This is a genomic window from Candidatus Eisenbacteria bacterium (assembly GCA_013140805.1).
GTDB lineage: Bacteria > Eisenbacteria > RBG-16-71-46 > RBG-16-71-46 > RBG-16-71-46 > JABFRW01.
On record JABFRW010000087.1, the window covers coordinates 1 to 15416 of the forward strand.

General features: G+C 68.9%; 14 protein-coding genes. 3 read left to right on the plus strand and 11 right to left on the minus strand.

The genetic code is table 11. From position 1 onward, the window contains the following. From HOP12_07550 to HOP12_07585, 8 genes are all read right to left on the minus strand, one after another. Positions 1–1866 (minus strand): DUF11 domain-containing protein (locus HOP12_07550; protein ID NOT34008.1); only part of this gene is annotated, 1866 nt, incomplete at its 3' end. Next, positions 1863–2483, minus strand: coding sequence for a hypothetical protein (locus HOP12_07555; GenBank protein ID NOT34009.1), 621 nt, complete (start codon positions 2481–2483; stop codon positions 1863–1865). The genes HOP12_07555 and HOP12_07550, both read right to left, overlap by 4 nt. A 32-nt stretch (positions 2484–2515) precedes the next feature. Continuing rightward, entirely contained in the window at positions 2516–3112 is a 597-nt protein-coding gene (locus HOP12_07560) for a hypothetical protein (protein ID NOT34010.1), read from the minus strand. 83 nt (positions 3113–3195) lie between these two features. Continuing rightward, positions 3196–4947 carry a hypothetical protein gene (locus HOP12_07565; GenBank protein NOT34011.1) on the minus strand — a complete coding sequence of 584 codons (1752 nt, stop codon included), beginning with the start codon at positions 4945–4947 and terminating at the stop codon, positions 3196–3198. A 55-nt stretch (positions 4948–5002) separates the two neighbouring features. Beyond that, entirely contained in the window at positions 5003–7075 is a 2073-nt protein-coding gene (locus tag HOP12_07570) for a response regulator (protein ID NOT34012.1), read from the minus strand. Between the two features lie 147 nt (positions 7076–7222). Beyond that, positions 7223–8701, minus strand: coding sequence for a M20/M25/M40 family metallo-hydrolase (locus tag HOP12_07575; protein NOT34013.1), 1479 nt, complete (start codon positions 8699–8701; stop codon positions 7223–7225). Positions 8702–8726: 25 nt separating this feature from the next. Then, positions 8727–9098, minus strand: a complete 372-nt coding sequence (locus tag HOP12_07580) for a methyltransferase (protein ID NOT34014.1) — start codon at positions 9096–9098, stop codon at positions 8727–8729. Between the two features lie 34 nt (positions 9099–9132). Continuing rightward, positions 9133–9861 carry an energy transducer TonB gene (locus tag HOP12_07585; GenBank protein NOT34015.1) on the minus strand — a complete coding sequence of 243 codons (729 nt, stop codon included), beginning with the start codon at positions 9859–9861 and terminating at the stop codon, positions 9133–9135. A gap of 350 nt (positions 9862–10211) precedes the next feature. Between HOP12_07585 and HOP12_07590 the strand changes: the two genes are divergently transcribed. Together HOP12_07590 and HOP12_07595 are read left to right on the plus strand one after the other, a co-directional pair. Continuing rightward, positions 10212–11156, plus strand: coding sequence for a GGDEF domain-containing response regulator (locus HOP12_07590; GenBank protein NOT34016.1), 945 nt, complete (start codon positions 10212–10214; stop codon positions 11154–11156). 101 nt (positions 11157–11257) lie between these two features. Beyond that, positions 11258–11854, plus strand: coding sequence for an SGNH/GDSL hydrolase family protein (locus HOP12_07595; GenBank protein NOT34017.1), 597 nt, complete (start codon positions 11258–11260; stop codon positions 11852–11854). Positions 11855–11917: 63 nt separating this feature from the next. Here HOP12_07595 and HOP12_07600 read toward each other — a convergent pair whose 3' ends face one another. The 3 genes from HOP12_07600 to HOP12_07610 form a co-directional block, all read right to left on the minus strand. Beyond that, on the minus strand, positions 11918–13633 hold the full coding sequence (locus tag HOP12_07600; GenBank protein ID NOT34018.1) for a peptidase: 1716 nt from the start codon (positions 13631–13633) through the stop codon (positions 11918–11920). 2 nt (positions 13634–13635) lie between these two features. Further along, positions 13636–14151, minus strand: a complete 516-nt coding sequence (locus HOP12_07605) for a hypothetical protein (protein ID NOT34019.1) — start codon at positions 14149–14151, stop codon at positions 13636–13638. 186 nt (positions 14152–14337) lie between these two features. Beyond that, positions 14338–14922: a fasciclin domain-containing protein gene (locus tag HOP12_07610; protein NOT34020.1), complete on the minus strand. Its 585-nt coding sequence runs from the start codon at positions 14920–14922 to the stop codon at positions 14338–14340. Positions 14923–15194: 272 nt separating this feature from the next. Here HOP12_07610 and HOP12_07615 point away from each other — a divergent pair. After that, on the plus strand, positions 15195–15416 hold a 222-nt coding region (locus tag HOP12_07615; protein NOT34021.1), incomplete at its 3' end, for a hypothetical protein.

Genomic DNA, 15416 nt, shown 5'->3' on the forward strand with positions numbered 1-15416 from the left:
GCATTCGCCGGCGACGAGACGCATCGAGACGATCAGGCTTCGATCCACACCCAGCAGTTGCACCGCGCTCGCAGCGTGAGTCCGATCGCCATAATCGACCTCGAGTTGCAGCTGATAGATGCGACCGGCCTCGATCGCTCGTCCTTCGCCATCGCGAGCGTCCCACGTGAGCCGCGACGGCGGCGCGCCGCTGCCGTCGAACACGCGAACGCTCGCGCCCGCGCCGTCTCGAACGTTCAGGCGCCATGCGGACACCTGATCGGGTCGCGACACCGCCAGCACCAGCGCCAGCGGTTCGACCTGGCCGTCGCGTCCGCGTCTCACCACGTCGTCGGGGGTGGTGAGTTCGAGTCGCAGTTCGGCGGTCGGCAGTTCGACCGGAGTGCCCTGCACGACGGCGGACGGCGCGTCGACGTGACCGATGATCTCGACCGGCAGATGCGTCGCCTGCGACTCGAGTGCGAATCCGACCCGATCGGGGGTGCCGATGCGGGCCTCCTCGGTCTCGACCCGCGCTCCGAAGTCGGCGCGCATGAGAATTCCGGGTGTGACCGGGACGATGCGACTCGCTTCGGTGGCGATCTCGGAGCCCGCCGGCAACCGTGAGACGTCGAGCTTGAGCATCCGATGGCCGGGCCGCACGCGCGCGAAGCTGAAGCGTCCGTGCGCATCGGTCACCGCATAGCTTCCGTCGTCGAGCACCACCGTCGCATCGGCGATGCCCCGCTCCCCTGCGTCCTGCCAGTCGTCGCGATCGCGATCGTCGAACACTTTGCCGACGATGGTGCCGAAGTCGAACAGCGGATCCGCCACCACTCGGACCGCGGAGCCCGTGACGTTCGAGACGCGGCAGCTGTCGCAGGCATCACGCGCCACCACCACGCTGCGATAGGCGCGTCCCGGCGCCGCACTCGCGCCCACCACGAGCTGATACGTGAGTCGCCGGAAGCCCACTTCGCCCGGATCCGCGACTCCGTTCCCATTCGCGTCCACGCGGCCCGGCACGGTGCCGAGCACGAACCGGAACGGCGACGAGGCGGGAGGATCCGCGAGTGTGACCCCGTCGAGTCGTGCGGTGCCCGACACGAACTTGAACCCCGGCGGGGCACGGTCTTCGATGCGAACTTGCGTGACGTCGGTGGCACCGGTGTTTCGGATCGCGACCTCATAGGTCACGACTTCGCCGACCAGCGCCTCGCCACGATCCGGAACCTGAGCGATCGCGAGCCGCTCACCCTGAGAAACCTGCGCGGAAACGCTGAGACTGTTGGCATCGAGCGGATCGCCGTCGGCGTCGCCGGCCGCCGCGAGGGTCGTCAGGGAGTCGTAGGCGACTGCGACCGAGAATGCGCCGCTGCCGGCAACGGCCGGCGCGTCAGCGACCAGGTCGATCGTGAGCTGTGCGAGGCTCGTCACCACCGCCGCGCCGAGTGTCACCGTGGCGGTACCGCCCGAAACGCTCACGCACCAGCCGCCCGGCGTCGGGCTCGGACAGTCGGAGACGAGCTGCGTACCGGCCACGCGCACGCCGGTCACCACCAGATTCGTGAATCCCGGCGGAACGGTGAGCCGCACCACGCGCACGCCCGAGTCGGCGCCCGCGATCTGTGGCCGCACGTCGAGCTGGAACGGCGTCGCCGCCGCGGCCGCCAGCACCACGTTTGGCGCGACCTCGGCGAAGGCTCCGCTCGACCCGCGCACCAGCCGATCCAGGCGGACCGCTGCGAGCGTCGTGTCGAGCGTCACGCCCGCAACGCTGCCGCGCGAGCGATTCTCGATCGGCACTGCGCGCGCCGGCGCGCAGAGCCCTCCGAGCAGCACGCTGGCCGCGAGCAGCGCCCACGCGATATTCGGGCGAAGGCTCATCGCACCCTCGCCCGGAACCGGAACGCGCGCAGCGCGCCGGCTCCCACATCGAGCGGCAGACTGGTCTGCAGCGGATCCGCGCCGACCGCCAGCCGATCGGCGGCGGCGCTTCCTCCGGTGTCGACGAATGACGCCAGGTCGTCCGGGGCTCCGAGCGCATCCGTGAGCGGCGTCCAGGTTGCCGTCCACAATGCGGCATCGGTTGCTCCCGCGCCGAGCGTCGTCTGTTCGAGCGTTCCCGCCAGGTAAGTGAAGCGGGCCTCGTCGAGCAGGTCTTCGAGCCGCACATCGGCCGTCGCCGAGGCGGTCGGGTTCTCGACCCGCAGCACGAACCACAGGGTGTCGCCCGACACCACGGGCGCCAGATCGGGCAGCACGGTGCCTGTCGTGTCCCACGCACGCAATACGAGCGCAAGGTCCACGACATTGAGCGTCAGGCGGGCCTCACCGGTGCCGTCACCGCCCGCAAGGGTGCCGTTGGCGAGTCCGCCGAATCCGCCCAGCGCCGCGTTGTCCGCGGCCTGCGCTCGATTCGACAGCCCGATCGACAATCCCAGCAGGACGGCGCAAACGCCGAGCCGCCAGCGACGGTGCGCGCATGCGCGCACGTGGCTCACGTGGTCTCCGATTCGGGTCCGGGTCGGCTCGACTACTGAATCCGTGCCGTGAACAGAAGCGCCCAGACGCGGTTCGCGGGCACCGTCATGGCCGCATTCGCGATCCGCTGGTCGCCGACATCGACGCTGGTGACGCCCGGCGTGTAGCTGACCGGATCGGCGTCCACGCCATCGGTGCCGGCCGCTTGCGCGTTGACGGCTGCGTAGATCGCCGATTCCTCGACCGGCGTGCAGGTACCGGAAGCGCAATTGGCGACCGCCGTATCGACTCGCGCGGTGCCGACCTGATAGCCGAAACCGGCCACCAGCGAGTCACGGACGCTCAGGTCGGTGACCGCGATGCCGGTGGTGTTGTTGACGTAGACCAGGAACTTGACCAGCGTGCCGCGCGGCAACGTGGCGCCGCTCGTCAGCGCGGTGCCATTCGCAAGGAATGCGCGCTTCACGAGTGCGAGCTGGGTGGCGTTGAGCTGAAACACGTTCGACGGCGCGAGTGCGGCGATGTCGCCGGCGACGTCACCGGTTCCCTGATTGTCCGCGGCCTGAACGAGCACGGGGAACAGCACCAGCGCGAGCGTCACGATGAGCGCACGCACGGACGAGACGAACTGCGAGACCTGGATTCGCACAGTGAAGCCTCCGGTTCGGGGTACGACACGACGCCCCGCGCGCGGTGCGCGAGGCTGAATCACCGGCCGTCGCCGGTGGGTGTTCACTGAACTCTCACGCTGAACAGCAGCGCCCAGACGCGCGCGGCCGGCGCGTCGAGCCGGGCATTCGCGACCTCCCGGTCGCCGGCGCGCACGATGCCCGCGCCGAAACTCGCGACGTCCGCGTCCACTCCGTCGGTGCGGATCGCCGCAAGTGCTGCGGCGGCGTAGATCGCGGCTTCGCGCGCCGCATCGCAGGTGCCGCCCGGGCAGTCGGGCTGACTCGCGTCGACGTGGAGCGAACCGGGCAGGTACTGGAATCCGGTCGCGAGCGAGTCGCGCACTCCGAGATCCGGCACCAGCCCTCCGGCGTTGCTCACATAGAGGAGAAAGCGCACCAGCGTGCCGCGCGGCAGCACCGCACCACTGATCAACGGCGTGCCGTCGGCGAGGAACGCTCGTTTGGTGACCCGAAGTGCGTCGACGCGAAGGGCTGGACCGAACTCGGAGGTGCCCGCGGGCGCCAGCGTCGCGGTGGCGGTCAGCGTGTCGCCGGCCACCAGTCCGGCTGAGGGCAGAGCACCCGAGAAGCGGCCATTCGCGTCCGCGGTCAGCGCACCGACGAAGGTGCGCCCTTCTCCGAACCCGCTCGGATCGACGGCGGCGCGGAACACCTCGACGCGCGCGCCCGCGAATACCGCCTGGCCCGAGCCGATGCCGATGAAGCCACCCACACGGAGATTGGAAGGACCGATCACGGCGGTCGTGAGCACGGGATGATCGATGCGTTGATTGGTGGTCGTCGAGCTGAGCGCCCCGTCATTCGCGGTGACCCCGTCGCCTTCGAGGTCGATCCCGAGGCCCTGGTTCGCGTAGATCGAGTTGCGCAGCACCTCGTTGCCTTCGCCGGCGTTGCTCGCGATGCGAACGCCGTCGAGCAGGTGGTAGGCGATCACGTTCGCCTCGGCCGCGGTCGCGCCACCGATGCGATTGCGTTGTGCATCGTCGTGGATCTCGATGCCGTGCTGCTGCCCGCCGCGCGGGGTGAGACCGTCGGGCCCCACGCCGATGCGGTTGCCGATCACCACATTGTCGTTGCTGCTGCTGTTGCGGATCACGATGCTCGACAGCGGACTCGCGCCGATCACATTGCCGTCGAACGGGCCGGTGCCACCGATTCGATTGGCTCGCGCCGAGTTGGTGAGCATGATTCCGTACTCGCTGTTCGGCGCCGGTGTGCGGTCGGGGCGCAGACCCACCCAGCAGTTTTCGATCACGTTGAAGTCGCCGTAGCCGGTATCTCCCGCGATCTCGATGCCTTCGTCCGCGGAGCTGTGCACGATGAAGCCGCGCACCAGGCAGTCGTCGGCGTGGATCAGGATGCCGGCGGTGGCGCCGACGGCCCCCGCGCAGTCGAGTTCGACGACCGGCGTTCCGATCCAACCCGGTTGCGTCGACGCGTCGAGGATCAGCGCCTCGGTGATGGTCGGGAGGATCGTGAGGGGCGCGATCCGCCACACTCCGAGCCCCACGTCGTGGCCGGGGTCGCCGTTCGGAATCGCGAAGTGCACCGAGTCGGTACCGGCATTCGCGTTCGCGCTGTTGATCGCGTCTCGCAGCGAACCCGCCGCGGCATCGGTGGTGTTGGTGACCAGATAAGTCGCCGCTTCCGCGGGGCGCACGCCCCATCCGGATCCCGGTGCGAGCGCCGCGAGTCCCGCGACTGAGAGCACGAGCGCGATGCGGCGCGCGATGCGATCACCCGCTCCCCGGGTCACGCTTCGCACGTTGCAGGCTCGGTACGTCGATTCCATTCGACGGTCACTCCTCGATTCGTGGTCGCGCGGAGCGCCGTCTCCGCAGACGGTGTCAGGCGGCGCGGCGCGCGCGCGTCAGCACTCCGATCACGGACAGCAGCTCCTCGGACGTGAATGGCTTCGAGATCACGTAGTCGATGCGGGCGCGCTGCACCTCTGCTTCGATCTGCTCGGTCGCGCGGCCGCTCATCAGGATCACCGGCAGGTGCGGCCGGCGCTCCTTGCAGCGCGCGGCGAGATCGATGCCCGTCAGGCCCGGCATCGACAGATCGGTCACCACGACATCGAATTCCTGAGCCTCGATCGCCTCGAGCGCCGAACGGCTGTCCCCGATCGCGAGCAGTTCGTGGCCTTCGTGCTCGAGCTCGTCGGCGATCGATGCCCGCACGCGCGCATCGTCGTCGACCAGCAGGATCCTCATGCCGGGCGCGGGCGGCGCACCGCGCGGTAGCGCGACAACGGTCGGTGCCGGTTCGGTCGCGAGCGGCAGCAGGATCGAGTAGCGCGTCCCGCCGTTCTCCCGGCTGTCGACCTGGATCTCGGCGCCGTGTCGCATGAGGATGCCGTGCACGATGCTCATGCCGAGCCCCTGCCCGGTCTCCTTGGTGGTGAAGAACGGCTCGAACAACCGCCGCTGCGTCTCGTCGCTCATGCCGACGCCCGAGTCCTCGACGTCGAGGCGCACCCGATCGTCCTGGCGGCGCGTGCGGATCACGATGTGACCGCCCTGCGGCATCGCCTCGACGGCGTTGAACAGCAGGTTCGAGAGCACCGAACCCAGCTCGGGGATGTCGCCGCGAATCATCGGAATCTCGTCCAGTTCCTGCACCACGTCGATCGCGGCGCCGCGCATGCCGGGTTCGGTCTTCCACTTGGGGCGCGACAGCTCGACCGCGTCCTGCACCACCGTGTTCAGGTTGACGGCACCGCGCGGCTGATCGCGGCGGATGCGCGAGTAGTCCTGGATGCGCTTGACGGTCGCCGCGCCCTCTCGCGCCGCCTGCAGAATCGGCTCGAGGTACTGGCGAATGCGTTCGATGTCGGGCTTCTTCGCATTCACCGCGCGCAGCCCCGAGGCCGCGCGGCCGGCGATGATCGCCAGGATGTTGTTGAAATCGTGCGCGACGCCGGCGGCCATCTGCCCGATCGCCTTGAGCTTTTCGCTGGCGATCATCTGGTCCTGTGCGTTCTTGAGCGAGTCGTAGGCGCGCTGAAGCTCCATGGTGTGCCGCACGCGCTCGACCGATGACGCCACCAGGCCGGCGAGGCCCATCAACAGCTGCAGGTCGTCGGGCGAGAAGGGCACGCCGGAGCGGCGCGCGGTCACGTTGATCACGCCGATGGTCTCGCGCCATCCCGGCAACGGAACACTCATGCGCACCGGCGCCGACATGAACGAGTCGGTCGGGTCGTCGCGCGTCACCAGCACCGGCTCGCCGTTCGAAGCGACGCTGCCGGCCACTCCTTCGCCCATCGGAACTTCGATGGTATCGAGCGGAAGGTGGTCCATCCCGTACGAAGCGGCGATGCGAAGCGTCTGGCGGTGTTCGTCCAGCAGCATCACCGACACACGTTCCGCTTCGAGCACTTCTTTGACGCGTCCGACGATCAGGTCGAGCAGTTGCGGCACCCGGGTGAGCTTGCTCATTTCCTGCCCGGCTTCCACCAGCGTACGCAGACTGCGAAGCTTGTCCGAGAGCTGCGCGTTGAGGCGCGCCTGGTGTTCGAGGAGCTGGCGGTTCTCGCGCGTGAGTCGCGACTTCTCGAGCGCGCGAGAGACGTGCGTCCACACTTCCTCGATGTCGTCGAACGGCTTGTGAAGGTAGTCGTACGCGCCGGCACGCAGCGCCTGGACGGCGGTGTCGATCGAGGCGTGGCTGGTCATGATCAGCACCTCGATCTCGGGGCGGCGATGCTTGATGCTGGCCAGCAACTGCAGGCCGTTCATGCCCGGCAGCACGATGTCGCACACCGCGACGTCGATCGCGTTCGCCTCGAGCTGGGTGAGCGCGGACTCCGCCGAACCCGCAGTGATCACCTCGCAGCCGTTGGTCTCGAGAATGCTGCGGATGACGTAGACGAGCGTCTCCTCGTCGTCCACCACCAGTACGCGGGGTTTGTCCATGGGGGCTCCGGCGTCCAATGCCAGCCGCGAGGCCGGGTTCCCGGACCTCGCAAGACACACGCGGATCCGCGCAGCGCACGTCCGCACATGGGTTTTCGACCGCGGAGGGGTGCGGCTTGAGGTGCGCTTGGAGCCGACCGAAAGGGGTCAGCGACCGCCGGGGAGGGGCCCGCCGAGCGGCTCGGGCATGTCGGCGAGTACGAAGGCGAGCACCGCGAGCGCCGCGGCGTTCTGCCGCAATTCCAGCGGATCGACCTTGTCCAGCATGTCGGCCGCGGTGTGGTGCCACTCGAAATAGCGCGCCATGGTGGTGAGATGGGCGAGCCCGGGCACTCCGTGCTTCATCAGCGGCCCGACGTCGGCGCCGCCACCGTCCGCGCCGAGCGTTGAGGCGCCCAGCGGGGCCAGCAACGGCGCGAGTTCGAGCAGCTGCGCGCGCGCGCGCCGGGTTCGTAGGCTGTCCACCTGCTCGGTGCCGGGCTTCCAGACCGTGACCCCGAAGCCGAGCAGGCGCTCGACGCCCCCATCGCTCTCGATCGCTGCGACGTGGCGTTCGCGCGGCGCGCCGAGCGAATCGGCGTACGCGAGCGCTCCGCGCAATCCGTTCTCTTCGTTGGTCCACAGCACGCAGCGCAGCGTGCGACGCGGCTTGAGGCCCAGCTCACGGATCAACCGCACCGCCTCCATCGAGATCACGCAGCCCCCGCCGTCGTCGTGAGCGCCTTGACCGACGTCCCACGAATCGAGATGTCCGCCCACGACCACCACTTCGTCGGGCCGCTCGCGACCGCGGATCTCCCCCATCACGTTGTAGGAGCGCGCCAGCTCGAGCGTGCGAGCCTCCATCTCGAGCCGCACGCGCACGCGCTCGCCGCGTGCGGCGAAGCGATGGATCATCTCGGCGTCCTCGATGCTGATCGCGGCACCCGGAATCCGCGGGATCGAGTCGACGTACTCCCCCATGCTGCCGGTGTGTGGAGTCCGCAGGCTGGTCGGTCCGACCGAGCGCACCAGCATCGCGACCGCACCGCGCGCGGCCGCACGTTTGGCCCCCTCCGCCCGGTACAGCACCGTCGCGGAATAGCTCGTGAACGGAACGTCGAACAGCACGATGCGGCCACGCACCGAGTCGACCGGCAGCGAATCGAGTTCGCTGAATCGGCTCACCACCCGAACCTCCGCCTCGAGTCCGCCGGGTGGCGTCCCGACGCTGCGACCCAGTCCCAGCAGACTGATCGGATGGAGGCGCGGCTCGACGATCCATGCGCCCTCGGCGCCGCGTTCCCAGTGCGGCACCCACACCGGTTGACGTCGCACGTTCTCGAAGCCGTCGGCCTTCATACGGGTTGCGGCCCAGTCGACGGCGCGTTCGAGCGGGCGCGAGCCCGAGAGCCGGTGACCGATGCCATCGCAAAGCTCGTGGAGCCGCTCGTAGGCGCGCGGACTCAGGAGCGCCGTGCCGATCAGTCGGGCGGCGCGCTCGCGATAGGCGGTCGCCAGCGAGTCGGGATCCGAAACGCGCGGGCGCGCGGCATGAGCCGTGATCGAACTCGCGGCGAGTCCGCAGGCGAGCATCCATGCGGTGGCCCGAGCCGCCCGTCGGGAGTGTCGGATCGAGTGGTTCATCTCGCGCGGCACGCTAGCACAGGCGTCATCGCGGGCGGGCGGCGAAGCGTGCCCGCGGCCAGCCGAAGCGCTCGAGCTTCACTCGCCCGCGGGCATCGAAGCCCACCCCCTCGCGCTCGAGACGCATGCGCTGCGTGAGCGCGCCACTGGGACTCAGTCGCGCGATCCCCAGCCGCCCGTCGGCACTCAGGATGCGGTGCCATGGCAGTGGTGAGCCATCCGGGAGCGCGTGCATGGCGTAGCCGACCAGGCGCGCCTGGCGCGGCAACTTCGCGAGTTCCGCAATCGCGCCGTAGGTGGAGACTCGCCCCCGCGGCACGCGTCTGACCACTGCGTAGATCGCGGTGTAGGCGCTGGAGCGTGGAGCGGGTGAGGCGTTTCGGGCGCGCGCAGCCATGATCGCAACACTAGTCGCACTCGCCACGCGACGCCTAGCGCAACGTGAACCGAAACGGCACGGCCACCCACACCGCGACCGGGTGCCCGGCGGCGCGCGCCGGCTCGAACCGCCACTGCAGGAGCGCGGCCCGCGCGGCGTTCTCGAACATCGGGTTCGCATCGCGCCCCATCACCTCGATCCGGGCCACGCGTCCGTCGCGACCGATCAGTGCTTGAAAGGTCACGCGGCCCTCGAAGCCGGCGAGCTTGAGCACTTCCGGATACTCGGGGGCCACGCGGTGCCAGACCACCGGCTCCTCATCGCGAGGAACGTGGACACCCAGTTCGGGAAGGACCTCGAGCTCAGCCGGCGAGCCAACCTCTCCCTTCGGCGTGCTTCGGACGCCCGAGTCCATCGACTCAGAGTTGCCGATCGGCGTGCCGGTTTCGGGCTCACGATGCAGCTCCGGCGGTGCGACTTCGACCTGGCGAACCTCGGCCACCTCGCAAGGCGGTGTCGGTCGAACGGGAGGCAGCGGGCGCGCCCGATCGGCTGGAGGCGGCAGCATCGGCGTCGTCTCGAAGCGCTCGAGCGTGACACGAACGCTTGCGACCGGCCGCGCACGGGTCGTGCGACCGAGCAGCGGCGCGAGGCCGAGAAACAGCGCAAGACTCATGGACATCGCGCAGGACAGCGCGGCGATCAGATGGCGACGCTCCACCGATTGAAGATCGGGCGCGCCGTAGGGCATGAACTCGTGCAGGACGACCGTGCGGGTCATGGAGTCCTCCCGCCGCGGGTCAACGAGTCTGGCGACGCTTTGATCGTGGCACTGGATACGGCGGCGGCGAAGCGAATTCGGGTCGAGGAGCGGGCCAGAGGGCGAGGTTCGCGGGTCACGATCGGCCGGCCAGCCGCCAGCCGGCGTGGTCGGAGGCCAGCCGGGAGCGCGGTGTCGGCGGCCCGATCTCGCGCGCCAGCCTTGCCGGTTCAACCTCAAGGCCAAATGCGCGTTACTCCGTTCTGGCAACGCCTCGATTTGAGGCGGCACGGGCCATGCGAAGCACGAGTGACACACGGATGTGGCGAGCGGCCGATCGGGCCGCCTCGCGTTTCGGGAGGAGGATCGCCATGGCTTCGGTCGCTTCGTCCACTACCTCGGGAATTCGCCCGCAGGAACTGCCTTCTGTCGTCACGACCGAATCGTCGGCGCTGCGGGTGCTGATGGTCGCCGAGGAGTCGACGTGTGCCCGACTCCGTCAGGTGTTCTCGGGACTTCGGCAGCGACCGGTCGCGTGCGCGGAAACCGGCCAGTGGTCCGAGGCGTGGCGTGCCCTCGGCCGTGGGAGCTTCGATCTGGTCCTCGCCGACCTCGCGCTCGGTCGCGGCGGTCCGCTCGAAGTGTTGCATCGGCTGCAGGCCGTCGCGCCGCAGGTGCCGGTGGTGGCGATGCTGTCTCGCGCCACCGAGGAGGACTCCGCCCAGTTGTTGCAGGCCGGCGCTCAGGACTATGTGGTGCTCGACGATCTCCAGGCGGACGGACTGGCGCGCACGATCCGAAATGCGCTGGATCGCCAGCACTACCTGTCGAGATTGCGCGAGCTGTCGTACTCGGATGCGCTGACCGGGCTCTATAACCGGCGCGGCTTCGAGGTGCTGGCTGACGCCCAGTTGCGACTGGTGCGTCGCACTCGCAAGCCCGCGCTGCTGCTGTACGTCGATCTCGACGGCTTGAAGGCGATCAACGACGATCACGGTCACGCGGTCGGCGATCGCGCGTTGCTCGGCACCGCCGAAGCGCTACGCGTGGCGTTGCGCCGCTCCGATCTGGTGGCGCGACTGGGTGGCGACGAGTTCGTGGCGCTGGTGTTCGAGGCCGACGCCTGCAGTGCCGAGGTCGTGAAAGCACGCATGCGGGCCGCGCTGTCGGCGGCGGCGGTGGCGCGCGAGCTGCCGTGCCCGCTCGAGGTCAGCATCGGAATCGCGCCGATCGATCCCAACGGCGACCTCACGCTCGGCGAACTGCTGACGCGCGCCGACCGTGAGCTCTACCGCGCCAAGCGGCGCGTGCCCTAGAGTTGGCCGCGCGACTGCGCGCGGGCGCGTGGTTCGCCCTGGCGCTGCTGCTCGTGATCGCGCCTGCGGATGCCCTCGCCCGCCGAGGGGGAAGCGGTCGGATGCTGTGTCTGGGCGATTCGTACACCGTCGGCGAGGGCGTTTCGGCCGCCGAGCGCTGGCCGGAACGACTGGCGGCCGCTCTGGCGGTGCGCGGAAGCGATCCCGGCATCCCGCAGGTGATCGCGCGCACCGGCTGGACGGTCGATGAGCTGACCGCAGCGATCGACCATGAAAGACCGCGCGGATCGCGTCGGCTGGTCACGCTGTTGATCGGCGTCAATGATCAGTACCGCGGTCACACGCTGGCGGCGTACGAACCTGCCTTCCGCTCACTGCTCGCGCGTGCGATCGGATTCGCCGGCGGACACGCGGAGCGCGTGCTCGTGATCTCGATCCCCGACTGGGGCGTTTCGCCGTTCGCCGCCGACCGCGATCGCACACCGATCGCGCATGCGATCGACACGTTCAATGCTTCGAATCGTGCCGCCGCCGAAGCGGCCGGCGCGCGCTGGGTCGAGATCACCGATCTCACCCGCAGCGCCGGTGCGGACTCCGCCGCCTACACGAGCGACGGACTGCATCCGTCCGCCGCCATGCATGCGCGGTGGCTCGAACGCCTGGTGCCGGCGGCACTCGCGGTGCTCGGCACACGCTGAAGCGGCCACCTCCGCGAGGAAGTGACCGCTTCAGACGCTGCCTCGGACCGCTGGATCTGGCGACTAGTTCACACGCACCAGCCGGCCGTACGAATCGCCGTCGCCGGTCCGCAGTCGCGACAGGAACACACCCGCTCCCACTTCGCGACCCGCGTCGTCGAGACCATTCCATTCGAAGCCGTGGGGGCCGGCAGGCATCCACGCGTTCGTGATCCGGCGGACCAGGCGGCCCTGGGTATCGAACACCGACAGATCCACGAGTCCGGGGCGCGACAGCTCGAAACGCAGCACCGCGCTGGACTGGAACGGATTCGGTGCTCCCACCACGCTCGCCGCACGCGACGCCGCGGGAGTCGAAACGCCGGTGGTGCGCGGCAGCCAGCCGATGTCCTCGAACAGGAAGCGCGTGAGGTCGACGTCGCCCGGTGCCAGATCGAGATTGATCGCGGGCTCCATCAGCGCATTCGGATACGAGAGCACCTCGAAGTGGGAAACACTCGAACCGCCCTGGAACGGATTCGGCGTGTAGAGCAGCGGCCGGTTCAGATCATCGGTGCCGGCCCGCGCAGTCGGGTGGATGCGCATCGTCGCGGTCACGCCGCCGGCGAGTTGCGGCCGAATCAGATTGCCGCCGATCTGATCAACGTTGGTGACCGGAATCGTGACGCTGCCGTTGGTGGCCAGCATCTCGAACGCACCGGTGTTCACGTTGTTGGCGATGATGATGCCGACCGCACCCGCCGCCTGCACGTTCAACGCCTTCTGCGTGAACGGACAGGTGCCGCGATCGACGAACGCGATCTTGCCCGACAGCGCGGCACCATTGGTGATCGCCTCGCACGCATCGGTGGTCGACCCGCTGCCGTCGAGCGCCTGCACCACCTGCGCGGTGACGCCGCCGGTGGTGAGCGCCGCACCGAACAGCGACTTGCCCGACAGGTAGGTTCCTGCAATTCCGGCCGGGGCGGTGACGACGTTCTCGGGTCGCGGATCGAGTTCGAACCGCGATTCGAACGTGGCCGCATCACCGTCCCACGACAACTGATAGTTGCTGATCGCCGAGGCGGCGCGCTGCCCGGCCGACATCTGATCCCAGTGCAGCGAGGTCACACGATCGAGCAGGAAGTGGTCCCACAACGCCGGGAAACCCGACAGGTAGTTGCCGGTCGTCCCGTTGGTGGTGGTGCTGAAGCCGAGGCCATGACCGAGTTCGTGCATCACCACCGGCAACAGGTCGACGTTGATCCCTTCGACGCCATCGAGACCCAGATACCACCCGGCGCCGCCGAGGCATCCGGGGCTGCCGTTGAGATTGGAATTGAATTGCGCCTGGATGTCGTCGCCGCCATCGAGATCGAAGCCCGCCAGCTTGTTCGCGAGCGCCGAGTGGTACCAGTGACCCGCGAACTCGGCGCCGCCGAAGTCGCGGAAGACGCCGAGCGGCCCGGCGCTGCCGAGCACCGCGCCGGTGGGGGTGCAGGTGAGCGGATCGAAGCGCGCGTTGACGCGGATCGTCACCGCACTCGGAAGCAGCGTGCCCCAGTAGTTGGCGGCGGTCTGGAACACGATCAGCCGCTGAGCCCCGACCGTGGCGCCGGCGTTGCCGCCGACCGGAACGGCCGCCGTGGGATCGTTGAAGCCTTCGCCGGCGCCATCGGCGTTGACGATCGTGATGTTCGCGGCGAGAACGGGACACACCACGACCGGAATCGCGGCGCAGGGCATCAGAGCGGCGAATGCGAGCGTCGTCAGGGCTGAGGTCCGCGGATGCTGACGCATGGTCACTTCCCTCCCGGCGCGGCCGACTCACCGCACACGATCGTGCGGCTGCCGTTCGCGTCGATGCGCAGGATCGCGTAGTCGCTGAAGATGCCGGTCAGGTCGACCATGAAGCCGCCGCCCGGCAGCGCGAAGGCCCGCAGCGACTCGTGGACGCCGGGGGTCGAGAGCAGCCTCAGGTTCGATTCGGCGCTCGCGGACGTCAGCGGATGTCGCGCGGGTCCGCTCGCGCGCTCCGGGTCGAGTTCGTAACGCATGCCCGCAGCGGCCGGGGTAGCGGTCGGCGCCGCAGCGGGCGCCAGCAGGATTGCGAACGGAACCGGAGGACCGACCAGCGTGGCCGGATCGTATGGCCACATGCCGGCCTGGGGACGTGGCGCCGCGGCGAATTCTCGCGCGGGCGATGCGGCGCTTGCGAGCGCGGCGTTGCAGGTTGCAATCACGAGCATGCCGCCCGCGAGCGCACGCGCGCACGCGAGCGGCGCGGACGCGCGATGTGACTCCCGAAAACGTGGCATCCAGGCCCCCGAAGTAAAGTCAGCGGTCGAGTCGAGCCGGTCGAACCGGCCGTCGTTGTTGGAGCAATGCGGATTGTATGCCAGCGCGGGGGCCGGGGAAGCCCCGAATTGCGAGGCACGGGAGGCGCCTGAAACCGACCGCGCCGGAGTCTCGAGGGACTCCGGCGCACGGATCGTGGCCACTCGTCAGTTGGGCAGCACGACCCGATCGATCACATGGATCACGCCGTTCGACTGCTGAACGTCGTAGGTCGAAATGTTCGCGATCTGGTCCTTCTCGTCCTGCAGCACCACGTTCATCGGCCCGTTCATGCGCGCCCACAGCGAAGCGCCGCTCACGGTCTTGAGCATCGCCTTGCCACCGCCCGCCTTGATCTGCTTCATGATCGAGGCGGCGTCCCAGCGACCCGCCACCACGTGGTAGGTCAGCACCCTCGCGAGCTGCGCTTTGTTCTCGGGCTTGAGCAGCGTCTCGACCGTGCCGGCCGGCAGATTCTCGAACGCGTCGTTGGTCGGCGCGAACACCGTGAACGGCCCCTTGCCCTTGAGCGTCTCGACCAGGCCCGCGGCCTTGACCGCCGCCACGAGCGTGGTGTGTTCCTTTGAATTGATCGCGTTGTCGATGATGTCCCTGGCGGAGTACATCCGCTCCCCACCGACCATCGGCTCGCTCATCATTTTGGTTTCCGTGTGGCTGTTTGCGAATGCGGCCGGCACCAGTGCAAGCGTCATCGCGGCGATGACCACGGTGCGAACGGTCTTGCGATTCATGACGACATCCTCCCGTAAGTGATGGTGGCGGGTCGCGCCGGAGGCTCCTCGGGCGGTGTGGCGCGATTCACTTCCCCTACGGCGAGGCATCGCGCCCGGATGAGCAGCCCCGAACTTGACGGTTTCCCCACACCGTCGGCGCGCTCGACACATCCCATTTCGCGATCTCGATCGTAGGATTGTCAGCAACGAATCATTCAGAGGAACGCCGCGATCGATCGCGCCACCGCGACGCGGCCGCCCCCCGGCCTCCAATCCGAAAAGGAGTTCTCATGCGAACCGCCATCGGCATCGTCGCTCTCGCTCTGATCGCGATTCCCACGCTCGTGCTCGGAGCCGCAAAGCCCGCCACCCGGAGTGCCTCCCCCGCGGCCGCGCCGGCGCCCGCACCGTCCGCCGCGCCCCCGATCAAGAAGGTGGTGAAGAACGAAGTAGAGTGGCGCAAGCTGCTCTCCCCCGCGCAGTACCGGGTGCTGCGCGAGAAGGGCACCGAA

Bases quoted from the DNA above. Each gene is read 5' to 3' on its own strand.
- HOP12_07580 (NOT34014.1), bottom strand. From the start codon at position 9,098: ATGGCTGCGCGCGCCCGAAACGCCTCACCCGCTCCACGCTCCAGCGCC.
- HOP12_07590 (NOT34016.1), top strand. From the start codon at position 10,212: ATGGCTTCGGTCGCTTCGTCCACTACCTCGGGAATTCGCCCGCAGGAA.
- HOP12_07570 (NOT34012.1), bottom strand. From the start codon at position 7,075: ATGGACAAACCCCGCGTACTGGTGGTGGACGACGAGGAGACGCTCGTC.
- HOP12_07585 (NOT34015.1), bottom strand. From the start codon at position 9,861: ATGACCCGCACGGTCGTCCTGCACGAGTTCATGCCCTACGGCGCGCCC.
- HOP12_07575 (NOT34013.1), bottom strand. From the start codon at position 8,701: ATGAACCACTCGATCCGACACTCCCGACGGGCGGCTCGGGCCACCGCA.
- HOP12_07605 (NOT34019.1), bottom strand. From the start codon at position 14,151: ATGCCACGTTTTCGGGAGTCACATCGCGCGTCCGCGCCGCTCGCGTGC.
- HOP12_07610 (NOT34020.1), bottom strand. From the start codon at position 14,922: ATGAATCGCAAGACCGTTCGCACCGTGGTCATCGCCGCGATGACGCTT.
- HOP12_07565 (NOT34011.1), bottom strand. From the start codon at position 4,947: ATGGAATCGACGTACCGAGCCTGCAACGTGCGAAGCGTGACCCGGGGA.
- HOP12_07595 (NOT34017.1), top strand. From the start codon at position 11,258: ATGCTGTGTCTGGGCGATTCGTACACCGTCGGCGAGGGCGTTTCGGCC.
- HOP12_07600 (NOT34018.1), bottom strand. From the start codon at position 13,633: ATGCGTCAGCATCCGCGGACCTCAGCCCTGACGACGCTCGCATTCGCC.